Origin of the sequence: Komagataeibacter xylinus (assembly GCF_004302915.1) — a bacterium.
Lineage (GTDB): Bacteria > Pseudomonadota > Alphaproteobacteria > Acetobacterales > Acetobacteraceae > Komagataeibacter > Komagataeibacter xylinus_C.
On the sequence record NZ_QQBI01000049.1, the window covers coordinates 1 to 15,405 of the forward strand.

At 58.3% G+C, this 15,405-nt stretch carries 16 protein-coding genes and 1 pseudogene; 11 read left to right on the plus strand and 6 right to left on the minus strand.

Going from position 1 to position 15,405, the window contains the following annotated elements:
- Window positions 1-14 precede the first annotated feature (14 nt).
- Entirely contained in the window at window positions 15-653 is a 639-nt protein-coding gene (locus DV027_RS15775) for an SDR family NAD(P)-dependent oxidoreductase (RefSeq protein ID WP_242621963.1), read from the minus strand.
- 101 nt (window positions 654-754) lie between these two features.
- Between DV027_RS15775 and DV027_RS15780 the strand changes: the two genes are divergently transcribed.
- Complete coding sequence (locus tag DV027_RS15780) at window positions 755-1,657, plus strand: LysR family transcriptional regulator (protein WP_130732841.1); 903 nt, start codon at window positions 755-757, stop codon at window positions 1,655-1,657.
- A gap of 6 nt (window positions 1,658-1,663) precedes the next feature.
- On the opposite strand, the gene DV027_RS15785 is transcribed toward DV027_RS15780, so the two are convergent.
- A complete protein-coding gene (locus DV027_RS15785) occupies window positions 1,664-2,605 on the minus strand; it encodes an AEC family transporter (protein WP_130732842.1) in 942 nt (313 codons plus the stop codon).
- 99 nt (window positions 2,606-2,704) lie between these two features.
- Between DV027_RS15785 and DV027_RS15790 the strand changes: the two genes are divergently transcribed.
- A complete protein-coding gene (locus DV027_RS15790) occupies window positions 2,705-3,592 on the plus strand; it encodes a LysR family transcriptional regulator (RefSeq protein WP_130732843.1) in 888 nt (295 codons plus the stop codon).
- Window positions 3,593-3,650: 58 nt separating this feature from the next.
- Here the strand turns inward: DV027_RS15790 and DV027_RS15795 are convergent, their stop codons facing one another.
- The gene (locus DV027_RS15795) at window positions 3,651-4,280 is read right to left on the minus strand and encodes a LysE family translocator (protein WP_130732844.1); all 630 of its coding nucleotides are present in this window, start codon (window positions 4,278-4,280) and stop codon (window positions 3,651-3,653) included.
- Window positions 4,281-4,485: 205 nt separating this feature from the next.
- Here DV027_RS15795 and DV027_RS15800 point away from each other — a divergent pair, with 205 nt between their 5' ends.
- The gene (locus DV027_RS15800; RefSeq protein WP_130732845.1) at window positions 4,486-4,938 is read left to right on the plus strand and encodes an Lrp/AsnC family transcriptional regulator; all 453 of its coding nucleotides are present in this window, start codon (window positions 4,486-4,488) and stop codon (window positions 4,936-4,938) included.
- A gap of 124 nt (window positions 4,939-5,062) precedes the next feature.
- Here the strand turns inward: DV027_RS15800 and DV027_RS15805 are convergent, their stop codons facing one another.
- On the minus strand, window positions 5,063-5,965 hold the full coding sequence (locus tag DV027_RS15805; protein WP_130732846.1) for a LysR family transcriptional regulator: 903 nt from the start codon (window positions 5,963-5,965) through the stop codon (window positions 5,063-5,065).
- A 199-nt stretch (window positions 5,966-6,164) separates the two neighbouring features.
- Between DV027_RS15805 and mdaB the strand changes: the two genes are divergently transcribed.
- The 3 genes from mdaB (at window position 6,165) to DV027_RS15820 (ending at window position 8,663) form a co-directional block, all read left to right on the plus strand.
- Window positions 6,165-6,776 carry an NADPH:quinone oxidoreductase MdaB gene (mdaB, locus tag DV027_RS15810; RefSeq protein ID WP_130732847.1) on the plus strand — a complete coding sequence of 204 codons (612 nt, stop codon included), beginning with the start codon at window positions 6,165-6,167 and terminating at the stop codon, window positions 6,774-6,776.
- 47 nt (window positions 6,777-6,823) lie between these two features.
- Window positions 6,824-8,167, plus strand: a complete 1,344-nt coding sequence (locus DV027_RS15815) for a PQQ-dependent sugar dehydrogenase (protein WP_130732848.1) — start codon at window positions 6,824-6,826, stop codon at window positions 8,165-8,167.
- A 277-nt stretch (window positions 8,168-8,444) separates the two neighbouring features.
- Window positions 8,445-8,663 carry a ChaB family protein gene (locus DV027_RS15820; protein ID WP_130732849.1) on the plus strand — a complete coding sequence of 73 codons (219 nt, stop codon included), beginning with the start codon at window positions 8,445-8,447 and terminating at the stop codon, window positions 8,661-8,663.
- A 79-nt stretch (window positions 8,664-8,742) separates the two neighbouring features.
- Here DV027_RS15820 and DV027_RS15825 read toward each other — a convergent pair whose 3' ends face one another.
- Entirely contained in the window at window positions 8,743-9,858 is a 1,116-nt protein-coding gene (locus DV027_RS15825) for an FAD-dependent oxidoreductase (protein WP_130732850.1), read from the minus strand.
- Window positions 9,859-10,107: 249 nt separating this feature from the next.
- Entirely contained in the window at window positions 10,108-10,689 is a 582-nt protein-coding gene (locus DV027_RS15830) for a TetR/AcrR family transcriptional regulator (RefSeq protein WP_130732851.1), read from the minus strand.
- Window positions 10,690-10,810: 121 nt separating this feature from the next.
- On the opposite strand from DV027_RS15830, the gene DV027_RS15835 reads away from it, so the two are divergent.
- The 5 genes and pseudogenes from DV027_RS15835 to DV027_RS15855 form a co-directional block, all read left to right on the plus strand.
- Window positions 10,811-11,791 (plus strand): SDR family NAD(P)-dependent oxidoreductase, encoded by a 981-nt coding sequence (locus tag DV027_RS15835; protein WP_130732852.1) that lies wholly within the window; start codon window positions 10,811-10,813, stop codon window positions 11,789-11,791.
- A 128-nt stretch (window positions 11,792-11,919) separates the two neighbouring features.
- A complete protein-coding gene (locus DV027_RS15840) occupies window positions 11,920-13,035 on the plus strand; it encodes a metallophosphoesterase (protein WP_130732853.1) in 1,116 nt (371 codons plus the stop codon).
- A gap of 77 nt (window positions 13,036-13,112) precedes the next feature.
- Window positions 13,113-13,864, plus strand: a protein-coding gene (locus tag DV027_RS15845) for an IS5 family transposase (protein WP_130732854.1) whose coding sequence is annotated in 2 segments (ribosomal slippage) — window positions 13,113-13,449 and window positions 13,449-13,864 — 753 coding nt in all. Because the reading frame shifts where the segments join, the coding sequence is not laid out codon by codon here.
- Between the two features lie 527 nt (window positions 13,865-14,391).
- On the plus strand, window positions 14,392-14,730 hold the full coding sequence (locus DV027_RS18155; RefSeq protein WP_182356330.1) for a type II toxin-antitoxin system Phd/YefM family antitoxin: 339 nt from the start codon (window positions 14,392-14,394) through the stop codon (window positions 14,728-14,730).
- Window positions 14,727-15,107, plus strand: a pseudogene (locus DV027_RS15855) (type II toxin-antitoxin system VapC family toxin); the annotation flags it as partial. The gene DV027_RS18155 and the pseudogene DV027_RS15855, both read left to right, overlap by 4 nt.
- Between the last annotated feature and the right edge of the window lie 298 nt (window positions 15,108-15,405).

Here is a 15,405-nt window from a genome sequence, read left to right on the forward strand (position 1 = left end):
AAGACCGCACACGATCACACGTCAATATGGGTCAGAAAACTCTTGCATAACGGACGGCAACCACAGAAGAAATCCGTCTGGATCGCGCCTGGAGCTACCGTATTGACGGCAATGCGGCGTGGGCCGAGTTCCTTGGCCATGTAGCGCGTCATCACTTCCACCGCGCCCTTCATGGCGGCATAGGCAATCCAGCCGGGATAGGAAAAGCGCGTCAGGCCGGATGAGATGTTCACGATCCGCCCACCATCCGCGATCAGCGGCAGCAGGGTCTGCGTCAGGAAGAACGGACCCTTGGCGTGAACGCGGTAGGCGGCGTCGAAATCCTCTTCGGTCACTTCGCCGAACAGCCCATTATGGGATGTACCGGCCATGTTGACCAGATAATTGAAACGCTCTGCTCCCCATTCGCGCAGCACGCGCCGGACTTCGTCGGCAAAGGCAGGAAAGGCGTGCGTATCGCCGGTGTCGAGTTGCAGGGCCACCGCGCGGGCACCGCTGCTCCGGACATTCTCAACCACCTCATCGGCTGCGGATCTGTTGGTGTGGTAGGTGAAAATCGACGAGACGCCGCGTCGGGCGAGGGCCTCAACGGTGGCGCGGCCCAGTCCACGGCTGCCGCCGGTGACAATGGCAATGATGTTCGCTTCTGGCATGGGTATCTCCATCAGGTGAGGGACCAATCTTGGTCACAACGCCGCGCGTTCGATAAGATCGCTCTTTCCGCCAGCATTGTTTTGCGCGATGGAATAATCCCATGGACAGGCTTGCCACACTCGACCTCTTCGTCCGTATTGTTGACCGCAGCAGCTTTAGCGCCGCGGCAGCCGATTGCGGCGTCTCCCGCCCGGTCGCGACCGCCGCGATCAAGGCGCTGGAACATCGGCTTGGCACCCGACTGCTGCACCGATCAACCCGCCACGTCCGGCCAACCGAGGAGGGTGCTGCCTATTATCGCCGGTGTGTAGCGATCCTCGCGGACCTTGAAGATGCCGATCGTGGTGCAAGTGGTGCTGTGGCCGGCCTGTTGCGCGCTGATGTGATCGGGCGTCTGGCGCGTATGACCCTGCTGCCAGCGTTGCCGGACTTCCTTGCGCGCCACCCGGCGCTGACCGTTCATCTTGGCGAGGGCGAGCGGTTTGTCGATCTGGTGCGCGAAGGGGTAGATTGCGTGGTCAGGACCGGAACCCTGCCGGACAGCGACATGATCGCCCGGCCGCTGGGCGTGATGGAAGAGGTGACGGTCGCCAGCCCGGCCTATCTGACGCGGCACGGAATGCCTGCCTCTCCTGACGATCTCGAGGGGCATCAGATGATCGGCTTCGTATCCTCACGCACCGGCCAGACCCTGCCACTGGAGTTTACGCGCGGAGAGGAGGTGATCGAGGTCTCGCTTCCCGCACGCCTGCTGGTTGGGGGCGTTGATACCTATGCCGAAGCGGCCAGGCTCGGCTTTGGCCTCGTGCAGGTTCCGCGCTATGGCCTTGAGGATGACCTTGCAAATGGTACGCTGATCGAAGTTCTTCCTGATTTTCCACCCGCGCCAACGCCGGTCTCTGTGCTTTATCCGAGCAACAGGCAGCTTTCTCCGCGCGTGCGGGTGTTCGTGGACTGGCTGGTGGAGATTATTGGCCCGCGCCTTCATCCACAATGCGCGTAAGCGTCCCTACGCGAGCGCAAAGGCGAGATAGAGCGAGATCGTTGCAATCGAGAACACGGTGGAGGCGAGGACGACCCGTCCGGTAAGGGCTGCCTCCCGGTCATAGAATTCCGCCAGCATGAACGAGCCGGTTCCCGTGGGCAGTGCGGCAAGAAGCACGGCAATATGTGTCATTGCTGGCGGCAGGTGTAGCACGGGCGCTGCGATGATCCACGTAACCAGGGGCTGGGCAATCAGCTTCAGGCCGACAAGAATGGCGGCAGTCGACGGGCGTGCAGACGCGGCACCGGCCGAATTTCCGGCAAGGAACAGACCGAGGGCGATCAGGGCACAGGGCGATGCAGCCCCGCCGAGAAGCTTCAGGAAGGCATGAACTGGTTCTGGCAGATGGCCACCCGATACCATGACAAGGCCACCGAGTGCTGGCGCCACCAGCAATGGATTTTTCACCAGCGAAAAGAGCGTTTTCGCAACGATGTCGCGCGGTCGTGCTTCGGTCTGCAGTCCGGCCTCGATCAGGACGATCGCGATGACAAACAGCACACAGACCGTCACGATCGTGGCGATGAGCGTCGGCGCCATGCCGGTATCGCCGACAAGGGACAGGACAAGCGGGAAGCCGACGAACCCCGTATTGGCGTAGCTCGCGTTCAGTCCGTCAATGGCCGCATCGGCAAGATGATGTCCTGTCGATACTCGCCACCACAGCGTTCCGGCAAACACGATAAAACAGCCAAGCGTGAACGCCGCAATGAATCCCGGCTCCCACAGATCGGTCATTTTTGCATTCGCCACGATGTCGAACAGCACCGCAGGCAACGCAAGATAGACCACCAGCCGATTGACTTCGCGTGTGGCATTGGGGCCAAGCGCACCCGATTTGCGTGCGATCCATCCGGTTAAGATGAGGGCAAAGATAGGCAGGACGATCAGCAGATTGTTCAGCATCAAGGATCTCGGGAGGTCAGCAAAAGCGTGACGCTACCGGAGGCTATTGATATAATCCAATGCTCATATAGTTCACGATCAATGCTTTCAGGGTATCAGATGGACACGCGACATATGCGGTATTTCATGGCCTTGGCGGAGACGCTTCATTTCGGTCGGGCCGCCGAGCGGATGAACATGAGCCAGCCGCCATTCAGTCGCCAGATTGCCATGATCGAGCACACGTTGGGCGTGAAGCTGTTTGAACGAAACTCGCGCAATGTGGCGCTGACCCCGTCCGGAAAACACTTCATGAAAGACTGCCGAAACGTGCTGGGGCAGTTTGAGGAGGCGTGCCGGGATGTCAGGCTGGTTGCCAGCGGCATGAAAGGCGAATTGCGGTTTGGATTCATGATGCATGCCGCCCATAGTGTCGTGCCGCAACTCGTACAGCTTTATGCGGAGGCGAGGCCGGATGTCCGCCTTGTGCTTGATGAACGCACGCCGACAGAAATCGATGAGATGCTGGTGGCAGGAACGCTGGATGCCGCCGTAACATTTGACTGCGGATATGCGCCACACCTGCAGACCGTGCTGCTGGCCAGGGAGCGATTACGCATCATCATGCGTAAGGACCATCCCCTTGCCACAGTCGGCCAGATCGGCCCTGAGGAACTCCGCGGGGAGAAGGTCATCGCGGCACCCGCCGCGACGGCGCCGGCTCTGCGATCCGCGATCAACAGCTATTTTTCGGCCAGGGGAATTGTCCCGCATGTCGTGCTTGAACCGCGGTTGCAGCACACGATCATCCAGCTTGTTGCAAAAGGGCTGGGCGTAGCCCTTATTCCCGCATCGCTGTGTACCGAACCGGGAGCAGGACTGATATCACGGGCTTTGACAGACGCGCCTCAACTCGACGTTGTCCTTCGCGCGCCGATTACTACAAAAAACCCAGCAGTCTCGACATTTATGGAAATCGGGAAATCGATACAGCGAACTTTACTCTGATCCATGGAACCTGTGCAGAGAGCCAGTTTCCAATATCTTTGCTCTTCATATTCCATCGTCATGAGTGGAGTAATTTCATGATGTCTTCCGATGCCAGACCCAGCCCAAGAACAATCATGAACGCTCCAGATATATAGCCCATCACGATGGACGCCTTGGGGCGGCTGCTTAATATTGTCCGCGCGCCAAATCCGACCATCAGATAGATGGATACGCAGTTTATTGTATGAATGATACCCAAGATCCCGATCTGTAAAAAGATCGGCCATGATGAACCCGGATTTGTAAACTGGGGCAGAAGGGCAAGAAAAAACAGAAGAGCCTTGGGGTTCAGGCCACTGATGGCGAACCCTTTGGCAATCCAGCGCCGCGTACCAGTTTCCCGTTCATGTCCCTCTTTCGGCACGGGAGGATGACGCAACAGGGAAATACCCAGTTTTATGAGATAGCCCGCACCTGCAAACGTCAGAATGGTGACCGCAAGCGGCATGCTGGCGACAAGCGCACCGATACCACCTGCGACCGTTCCGGTAATGGCGAGATATCCCAGGAACAGGCCGAATACCGCAGGAACGACTGCGGCATGAGCACGTATTCCGGCGGAAATGACATACGCCCAGTCAGCACCAGGAGTTGCGGCAAGGAGGATGGAGATTGTCCAGAAGGCAAGAAGTGTATGCAAATTCATCGAAGACGCGTCGCTTTAGAAGAAAATCCACAAGGTCCCGCGGCGTTTCATGCTTTCCGATTATGCTTTGGATCACTATTCCTGCGACGCGAGAGAGGGCAGGATAGCGCAGACCAGCAGATAGGGGGTTGCGTTTATGCCAATTTATCCACCAATATCTGGCATATGATTGCGTCAGAAATTTCATTCATGATATATGATGCCAATGAAACTGGATACGATTGATCGGCGTATTCTTCACGTTCTCCAGGAAGATGGCCGCTGCCCCAACAATGAACTTGCCAGGCGCGTCGGGCTTTCTCCCTCGCCATGTCTGCGCCGGGTGCGGATACTGGAAGAAAGTGGCGTTATCGAGGGGTATGTCGCCGTTGTAAATCCCGCAAAAGCCGGGTTCGGCGTGACGGCTTTTGTCAGGATATGGCTGACGGGAGAAGATGAGCGGCAGTCCGAGCATTTCGTCGAGGAAATCGGGAAGCTTCCGCAGGTGACGGAAGCGCATGTCCTTGCGGGAGATTGTGATTTCCTGTTGCGCGTTGTTGCAGAAGACCTCCCGGGACTGAGACGTTTTCAGAGCGAACACCTTACGCAGATCAAAGGCGTGCGAAGTATGAAGACCAACATCCCTCTCCTGAAGGTCAAGAACGCAAGCTTTGCATAAGATATCTCACCCATCATGCTGGAGATGCTGGAAGCGAAGCGGGCTGCAGGTTATATTGGCGCGTGCGTGAACGCATCGTCCGGAGATCAATTCTTCGCTTCTGATCTGACAGAAGGCGCAACGTTCAGGCACGCAGATATGCCTGAAGGCGCGGAATGACAAAGTCGAGAAATACTCTCACGCGCTGGGGCGTCTGTCTGCTGCCAAGATAGAGCGCATGGATCTGTTCTTCGTCCTGCGCGTCCGCATGGGCCAGAACTTCAACGAGACGGCCGGCCTTGATGTCATCGCGCACATGGTAGTCGCCAAGCCGCGCCAGCCCTGCACCCCGCAATGTCAGGCGTCTGACTGTTTCGCCATTATTGGCGAGCAGGGGCCCTCGGACGATACGATCTGCGATGCGGCCTTTCTCCTGCAGCGGCCAGACAGGGGCGGCACGCCGGAAATTGAAGCCAAGGCATTTATGATGGTCCAGATCATCAATGCTCCGTGGTGTACCAAACCGGTTCAGGTAATCTGGCGATCCGACAATCTTGCGTCGGGCCGTGCCGATATGCCGGGCTGTCAGATTTGAATCCTGCAACGGTCCGACCCGGAAGGCGACATCCGTGCGGTCAAGATAAAGGTCCGTCAGTTCATCGGAGAGCGACAGATCAATGACGATATCCGGATAGGCATCCCAGAATTCGGGAAGGAGAGGTTCGAGTGCCAGCGCTCCGAAGGCCACTGAAGCATTGATGCGCACAGTACCGCCGGGTCGAACCGCTCCTTTTGTGAGCGCATGTTCCATATCGTCAAGTTCGGCGATCAGCGCCTGAGCACGCTCGTAGTAAAGCTGCCCTTCCGGCGTGACGGAAAGGCGCCGTGTCGAACGTTCAAGCAGGCGTACGCCAAGGCGTGTTTCAACGCGGGCGATCAGCTTGCTTATCGTCGAGGGCGTTGTCATCGACAGGCGGGCCGCCTCGGAAAAACTGCCGCTTTCCACGACACGCAGAAATATCTGCATTTCGCCAATCCGGTTATCCATCCGCGCCCCTTTGATGAAACAGGTTCACAAGTGCTGTGCAGAAGCAACGGATTATCAAAGCCTGTCAAGTTCATCATGTTCCGTAGGGAACAGATGCCGCTTGTACGGCCAAGGCGCCGTCATATTGAAAATGCTTCCGGACAATGGTTCTCAATCCTGATCAGTCGTATCCGGGATGCTTTTGCAGGACACTATTGCGATGAAAAATATTCTCCTTCTGGACGGTGGAAAGGCTTTTGCCCATTCTCATGGTCGTCTGAACGATACGCTGCATGACGCCGCCCTTGCGGTCCTGTCGAACGCGGGTTTCAATACACGACAGACAAAAATCGATGCTGACTACGATATTCAGGCAGAAGTCGAAAATATCCTGTGGGCTGATCTGGTCATCTACCAGATGCCGGGCTGGTGGATGGGCGCGCCGTGGACGGTCAAGAAGTATGTTGATGAAGTCTTCACCGCCGGTCATGGCACGCTTTATGCCAATGATGGGCGCAGCCGTTCCCATCCTGAGCGTAAATACGGTTCAGGCGGCCTGCTGCAGGGGAAGCATTACATGCTTTCCGTAACATGGAACGCCCCGGAAGAGGCCTTTGTCGATCCGGCACAGTTCTTTGAAGGGAAGGGGATTGATGCGGTCTATTTCCCTTTCCACAAGGCCAACCAGTTCCTGGGCATGGCACCGCTTGCAACGTATCTTGCGTCAAACGTTATGAAGGAACCGGCGGTTGGTCGGACCGTCGCGCGCTACCGTGCCCATCTTGCAGAGGTACTGGGCTTTGTCCTGCCAGAGGGCGGCGCCGAATCATAGCACGGACCGCAGGGTTTTGCCGGGTAACATGGAACCGAGAGAATAGCATGAAGACATGGATACGTTGGAGCAGTGCCGGAGTGATCGGACTGGCAGTGCTCGGTGCAGCGACATGGGAACTCGTCCTGCGTCCGGAAAATGCATCTCTTCCCGTAACGGCAGGAACAGGCCCGCACCCTGATCTGCCGCAGCCCAACCATACCCTGTTTCCGACCGTCAATGTCGCGACGCCCGTGGGTTGGGCGAAGGGGAAGGTACCCACACCCGCTCAGGGCCTGACGGTTACGCCCTATGCGAAGGGTCTCGACCATCCCCGATGGCTTTATCGGTTACCCAATGGCGATATTCTGGTGGCCGAGAGCAATTCGCCCCAAACGGATGTCCAGACACTCAAAAACCGCATTGCAGGGTTCGTGATGGGCAAGGTTGGCGCGGGGGAGGCCAGCCCGAACCGGATCATCCTGCTGCGCGGCACCAGGGGCGATGGGTCAGCGGATACCCGCACGGTGTTCCTCGACCATCTCTATTCGCCTTTCGGCATGGCGCTGGTGGGCAATGATCTTTACGTCGCCAATGCCGACGCAATCCTTCGTTTTCCCTATCATGACGGTGACACGCGGATTGATGCGCCGGGAACCAAGGTTGTGGATCTGCCAGCAGGCTACAACCATCACTGGACAAAAAACCTGCTTGCCAGCCCGGACGGACGTTTCCTGTATGTGACCGTCGGGTCCAACAGCAATGTTGCCGATAACGGGATGGACGTCGAAGAAGGTCGGGCACGGATCGACCGGCTCGATCTGAGCACGGGAAAGCTGACGCCCTATGCAACCGGGCTGCGTAACCCGAACGGGCTGGCCTTTGAGCCGGAGAGCGGTGCCCTGTGGGTGGCGGTCAACGAGCGCGATGAAATCGGTAGTGATCTCGTCCCCGACTACATCACGTCGGTCAAGGAAGGCGCATTCTATGGCTGGCCTTACAGCTATTATGGCCAGCACGTTGACATACGGGTCTCGCCACAACGACCGGACCTTGTGGCACAGGCAATCGCGCCGGATTACGCGCTCGGCCCGCATACGGCCTCCCTCGGCATGACCTTCTCCCGGGATGCCACCCAATTTCCGGATGCCTGGCGGCATGGGATGTTCGTGGCACAGCATGGGTCGTGGAACCGCCGTCCCAAAAGCGGCTACAAGGTCATCTATGTGCCGTTTGCTGATGGGAAGCCGTCCGGACCGCCGGTTGATGTGCTTACGGGTTTCCTGACAGCCGACGAAGCGCATGTGCATGGTCGACCGGTCGGCCTCACGATTGACAGGTCGGGCGCATTGCTGGTGGCAGACGATGTGGGCGGTGTCATATGGCGTGTGTCCGGTAACGCCGCCGAATGAAGGGGGTGCAGACCGGCCATACCCGGCTCATTTCTTGTGGATCGGTTCTGAGATGACATATGCTACGCTCATGACGGACTGATGCCGTCAGGGGAGCGGTTAGGCAACTTCCTCCATCATAGGTCATTTTCGGCATAACTGCCTGCAAACCACGGAAACTGTCCGGATTGACCTGCTTCAGCACAGGTATTGCAACCGATCCGCCATGGTATGACCTGATGGTTCCCCCGACAGGTCTGTGCGCGACAGATGAAGTCCTAACTAATGGAGTGACCTGATGCCTTACTCATCAATTAACGATCTGCCAGACCGTGTCCGTCTGCACCTGCCCACCCATGCCCAGGAAATTTTCCGGGCCGCATTCAACAATGCCTGGACCGAATATGGCGCGAAAGGTGAAGACTCCGAGGAAGCAGCCAATCGCGTGGCGTGGGCGGCTGTGAAGCGTAAATACGTCAAGGACGGTAACGTCTGGGTCGCACGGAACGGTGCCTGACGGGTGTCACCCGTTGTCATGCCTGCCGGACCTGTAGCGTTTCAGAAGCACCTGCCTGTTCTCTGGGGGAACCTATCATTCACGCGAACTGGTCAAACAGATCGACCACGCTGCCGGGTGCATCCGGTCCAAAAAACAGGGCCAGATTCTGCGCGGACCGGCGTGCCACTTCGTGGCTTCGTGGAAAAAGTGCCGCCTCATAGGCCGCCACAGCCGCGTTTATGTCATGGGGATGGCCGATAAGCGATTGGCCGAGTTCCGCGCCGTCATACAGGGCAAGATTGGCCCCTTCACCCGCGAACGGGGACATGAGATGTGCGGCATCGCCGATCAGGGTCACGCCGGGTCGGTGCGGCCAGCGCAGCCCGGGTGGCAGGACATGGATCAGGCGGATCGCTGGATCGGCAATACTGTCGGTAATGAAGCGTGTCAGGTGCGGTGCCCAGCCCGCAAACTGCCGTGCGATTACGTCCAATCCCGCGTGGCTATTGCTGAAATCAATGGACCTGAGCCATGTTTCCGGCCGGTTCAGCGCCACATATCCCGCCACACTTCCATCGGCATTGCGGTGCACGATGATGCCCTTGCCCGGTGCCACCGCCATCAGGGTGCCCGTGCCGATCACCACGCGGTGTAGATCGGCAACAGGGCAGGCAATCTCGATAAAGCAGGTGCCTGAATAGACGGGTCGGGCAGCGGTGAGAAGCGGGCGGACTTTCGACCAGGCACCATCTGCACCGACAAGCAGATCCGCCGTAGTTCTGGCGCCATTGGCAAAGACGATCTCATGCTTGCTACTGGCAACAGGCGATACGGATGTGACCTTATGGCCCCACCGGATCGCAGCAGGGGGCAGGGAAGCGATCAGCATGCGGCGCAGTTCGCCGCGGTCAACTTCCGGGCGCGGGGACAGAGTCTGCCCCGACCGGTCGAACAGGATGGTCCCGTTCCTGTCCACAATGCGCTTCGCATCCTCACCTGGACGGACAAGGCGGCGGAAATCATCATGCAGGACCGCCGCCTTCAGCGCGCGCTGGCCGTTATGTTCGTGGATATCAAGCAGGCCGCCCTGTTTTCTGGCAGCAGGCGACGTCTCGGCCTCGTAGACCGTGGCCTCGATCCCATGCAGGTGCAGGATACGGGCAAGGATCAGGCCACCAGGACCAGCACCGATGATCGCAATGGTCCGTCGCATGATCGCGCTCCATGTAACGCATCGGCATCTGCCAATGCGGGCTGTGTTTTTCGGAGACGCTGGCCGATCATGCCACGGCATGAAGGACGTACGGGCGACAGCCTTGGAGCCTGAAAGTGGGCCATGGGCAGGCGTTTTTCGCGGGGTCTGAGCGTTACAACAGACGGGACGTTCCCGCAAGGAATGGCGGCAGAACTATCCGTCATGCAGCGCGACGGTCATTCCGGCCGCCAGAACGCTCCCGCCAGATTACGATGCCGACACCCGTGATCCGGCGATGAGAATATCGACCAGACGCTTCGCACTGGTCTCCCAACCGGGACCGGCCGCATAATTCGAGACCCCCGCTAGGGCGCGGAGCAAATCAACAGGCTCGATATCCGCGCTGATCTCGCCACTGGCAACGGCAGCAGCTACAAGCCCGTCGATCGCACTTTGCAAAACGGTGCCGGACTGGGCGTAGAGCGTGCCCGTGCCGCCTGCCAGTCCGTTAAGCGCAGGGGCGATCACCAGCTTGGCGGCAATATAATCAACAAACAGCCGCATCCACGCCCGCAGCGCCTCCACCGGCGGATGCTGGGCGGCGAGGACTGGTGCAGCATTGGCAAGGCGGTCGAGTTCAGCGCGATAGACCGCCTCAATCAGCGCATCGCGATTGGGAAAGTGGCGGTAAAGCGTGCCGATCCCCACGCCTGCACGTCGGGCGATCTCATCCAACGGGATATCGACTTCCCCCGCCGTGAACGCGGCCTTGGCCACGTTCAGCAGGTTTTCCCTGTTGCGCTGTCCATCGCTACGCGGTCGGCGGCGCGGCTTTTTTTCGTCGGTCACCGGTTTCCCTCTTGTTAAGCGGAGATATCCTCCGCATATACCAAGCGGAGCTATGCTCCACATAACATCCCGCATGCCATTTCGGCAAAAAACGGATGCATCCTTTCAGGGAGTTTCCCCCATGACACAGACTTTTGGCGCAAGCTCGACAACGGAAGATGTCCTCTCCGGCGTATCGCTGAAGGGTAAACGCGTGCTTGTAACCGGCGTTTCTGCCGGTCTGGGCGTTGAAACCGCACGCGTCCTTGCTGCCCATGGTGCCCATGTGATGGGTGCCGCGCGCAATCTGGAAAAAGCCGAGCAGGCCACCGCGCAGGTCCGCGCGGACGCGGCGCGTGGGGACGGAAGCTTCGAACTGGTCGCGCTGGACCTGGCAGATCTGGGCAGTGTCCGCGCCTGTGCCGATCAACTGAATGCAACCGGTCTGCCTTTCAATCTGGTGATCGCCAATGCGGGCGTTATGGCGACGCCATTCGGCCATACGAAGGACGGGTTCGAGACGCAGTTCGGCACCAACCATCTGGGGCACTTTGTCCTCGTCAACCGCATTGCCGGGCTGATGCGCGCCGGTGCCCGGCTGGTCAACGTGTCCTCGGCCGGGCATCGCTTTGCGGATGTGGACCTGAAGGACCCGAATTTTGAGCATACGCCGTACGATCCGTTCATCGCCTACGGGCGCTCCAAGACAGCCAACATCCTGTTTGCCGTCGCCTTTGACGCACGGCACCGCGCGCGCGGCGTGCGCGCTACAGCGGTTCATCCGGGTGGAATCCTGACCGAACTGACGCGTTACATGCCAGCAGGTGGCATTGAGGCGATGGTGGCGCAGATCAATGAACAGGCTGCGGCGGAAGGCAAGCCGCCGTTCCAGTTCAAGACCATTCCGCAAGGGGCGGCCACGGCAGTCTGGACAGGCGTAGTGGGGGCGGCTGACGCGGTCGGCGGCCATTACTGCGAAGACTGCCACGTCAGCCCGGTCGTGCCCGATGACCAGCCGATCAGCCTGGTCAGTGAAGGGGTGCGGGCTTACGCGGTCGATCCCGCACATGCCGAGGCGCTGTGGGCCAAAAGCGAGGAAATGGTCGGGGAAAAATTCTCCTGAGTCACCCCTGTTCCTGTTTGTGGCATAATGGACGCTCCTGACGCCCAGACAGACAGTTTACCGATATGAATGGCCCGGACGCAGGGGGATGGAAGATGTCTCCCTGCGCTTCCGTGCGAGGATATTGAATGCGCCTTGTTGTTTTCGGTCTGCCCCTTCTGGTCGTGATCCTGAACTGGCTCTGGCCGTTGCCACTTCCGCTGGGGCTGAAGGGAGTTGCTGCTGCTCTGGTGGTCGTGGCTGCACTTTACCACTACTGGTCCCGGCTTTCCTCGGGTTCCATCTTTGCCCCGGAATTTCCCCGGCCTGTTGTCATCCTGTTCAACTGGGCATTCGGGGCGATCGCGTTTCTCATGCTGTTCCAGATCGCGCTTGATATCGGTGCGCTGCTGGTTGCGCTGGTAACGTGGCAGCCGGCGCGTATCCCGGTGGCCGCGCGGGCGGCCGTGGGTGGTCTTGCCGGGGTGCTTTCCGCCATCGGCGTTGCCAATGCGCTGCGGGTGCCGCCGATCAGGGACGTGAGTGTGACCATTCCCGGCCTGTCGCCAGCATTTGACGGCTATCGGCTGGTCCAGTTGACCGACATGCATATCAGCCGGCTGTTTCCCGCCCGATGGGCGAGGGCGGTTGTCGAGCGCACCAACGCGGCCGGGGCCGACATGATTGTCGTGACGGGCGATTTCATTGACGGCTCGGTGGTCATGCGCCGTGCCGACGTGGCACCGCTTGCGGGGCTGCATGCGCCGGACGGTGTTCTGGCGATCCCGGGAAACCATGAATATTTCTTCGATTATGGCGACTGGATGCAGCACCTGTCAGAACTGGGCTTTCACATGTTGCTGAACCGCCATGTGGTGATTTCAAGGGGAGGGGCCGGACTGGTCATTGCAGGCGTTACCGACCGGTCGGCACCCGGACATGGGCAAGCTAGCCCCGATCTGGCTGCGGCCCTTGCGGGTATTCCTGTCGGTGCCCCGGTCGTGCTGCTCGATCACCAGCCCGGGCATGCGCGTGAAGCTGCCGCACGCGGCGTGGCCCTGCAACTGTCGGGGCATACACATGGCGGGATGATTGTTGGCCTCGACCGTCTTGTCGCACGTGGCAACAGCGGGTTTGTCTCCGGGCGCTACGATGTGGGTGGCATGGTGCTTTACGTCAGCAACGGGACCGGGTTGTGGCCGGGCTTCGCGCTCCGGCTGGGCAGGCCATCCGAGATCACCCGTTTTATCCTGCGTGCAGGATAGGAGGAAATTTTATCCTAATCTGGGGTCTGTTGGGAATTGTACTTTTTCAAAGTCACCAAATGTGATTCAAAATCCGTATGGATCGCTTCTTACTGACAGACGCCCAATGGGCGAAAATGGAACCGCTGTGCCTTGGCAAGAAAACGGATCGGGGGCGCAGCGGGCAGGACAACCGTCTTTTCATTGAGGCGGTCTTATGGATTGCCCGGACCGGCAGCCCATGGCGGGACCTTCCGACGTATTTCGGGCATTGGAACTCGGTCTATTCCCGTTACAGCGACTGGATGAAAGCCGGTGTTTTCAAACGGCTTTTTGAAGCGGTCTCTGACGAGGCCGACATGGAATATGCGATGATCGACGGCACGGTGGTCCGGGTTCACCGCCATGGCCAGGGCGCAAAAGGGGGACCTGAAGTCAGGCGATAGGACGCAGTGTGACGGGATGGTCCACCAGGATCATCGCCATGACTGACGCCCTAGGCAATCTGGTCCGCTTTACGCTTATCCCCGGCCAGCATTACGACACGGTCGGGGTGGCGCCTCTCCTTGAACCGGCTGATTTCGAGGGACTTCTTGCTGACAAGGCGTTCGATGTCCACTGGATCGTGGACACCATACGCGCGCAAGGGGCCCGCGTGGTCATTCCCCAGTGTCGGAACCGCCTCGACAGGCGACCCTTCGATGGAACCCTGTTCAAGGCACGCCATCTCATCGAGAACTTCTTCTGCAAGCTCACGGAGTTCAAGCGCATCGCCATGCGAAGCGACAAGACTGACAGATCATTCGCAGCGATGATTTATCTCACCGCCGCAATCATCAATTCGCGTTAATTCCCAACAGGCCCTGGAAAATTTCAATATTCTAATGCGATTTTCTGTGTCGTTCAGGTGATGGATCCTGTCCGTCTGCTCCTGCAGGGGATCTCTTTTTTCGCAGTGAACACGTATGCGCGTCGTATGACCGGCTGACCGATTTCATTTCAGGATGGCCTGCGCGCTGTCTTCAAAACCGGTTTACGAGCCTGAGTGACAGTGTCGGCATTCCACCGCTTCCCGATTACCCATTGCCTATGATGCGGGGAAAGCACTCAACAAGGCCCCCAGAAACTGTGGTGAACGTGGTTTTGGTGCTTATTGGGCCGGACAAGGCGCCCCACTGGCCCGGGCTATGCCAGTGGGGCAGCTTATGGACAAGCTGAAGGAAGAACTGCACAGGGCACATTATTCAAAGACATAATCGCCAACCTGCTCGGCGTTGCCAACTTCATTCAAAACTGGATAGTACGGTTCGAGACCTTGAAGTGGTTGTTGAGGACGCTCTGGCACTGTTTGGAGGCCCCTGATCTCCGAAATCAAATATGCCTCAGGAATTCTCTACCTCCTCCCTATGTGTACATGATATGATGACACATAGGGAGGAGGTCATGAGTCGGCATTTTTCAGATAACGCAGCATCCCCACAGAAAGTCGGTGTTCGGGAGTTCAGGGGGAACCTGACAGCGTATCTGCGTCAGGTCAGACAGGGCAGTACGATCCTCGTGACGTCTCATGATGAGGTTGTGGCTGAACTGCGTCCACCGGCTCCTTCCTATCGCCCCCGCCGTCAGCCTGGAGCTCTTCGCGGGCGGATCAGAATGCGCGAAGATTTTGATGCGACACCGCCGGACATTCTTGAAAGCATGGAACGTGACCTATGAAGGTTCTGCTCGATACGCATGCATTGCTCTGGTGGCTTTCGGACTCCGACCGGCTGGGTGAGAATGCACGGGAGATCATTGCAGATCCGGTCCACGATATTCTGGTGAGTATCGTATCATTATGGGAGATTGCGATCAAAATCCGTATCGGGAAACTGGATGCAGATATGAACGATATTCTGGCAGCCATTCCTGCGGAAGGTTTCTCTCTGCTGCAAATACAACCCGAACACCTGCAAATCCTGATGTCTTTGCCTCTGCATCATCCTGATCCGTTTGACCATCTCCTGATTGCGCAGGCACAAGCTGAACACGCCACATTCCTTTCGGAAGACGGACAAATGGATCACTATCCCATCAAGCGAATACGCTGTTCGTGTAGCAGAAATTACCGTCAGAATACGCCCTCATGTCGGTCATATAAGGGTGCAAAACCTTATCCCGTAAGCGGACGTCTTATATCAGTTATGAAAAGAATAAGTCCGGATTTATTTTTTGAGCCATGAAGGCCATTGTGGACTGAGACCCAGTACCCGAAGGGCTTTCCGATTACATGCGCCTGTCAGGCAGTTCTGGAAATAGACACTTTCCTCACCTAAGAGCCCGATCCGAAAGTTTTTGAACAATACCAGCCTGTTGTGATTCATCCGTCTTTGCGAAGAGATGGAGTGAATG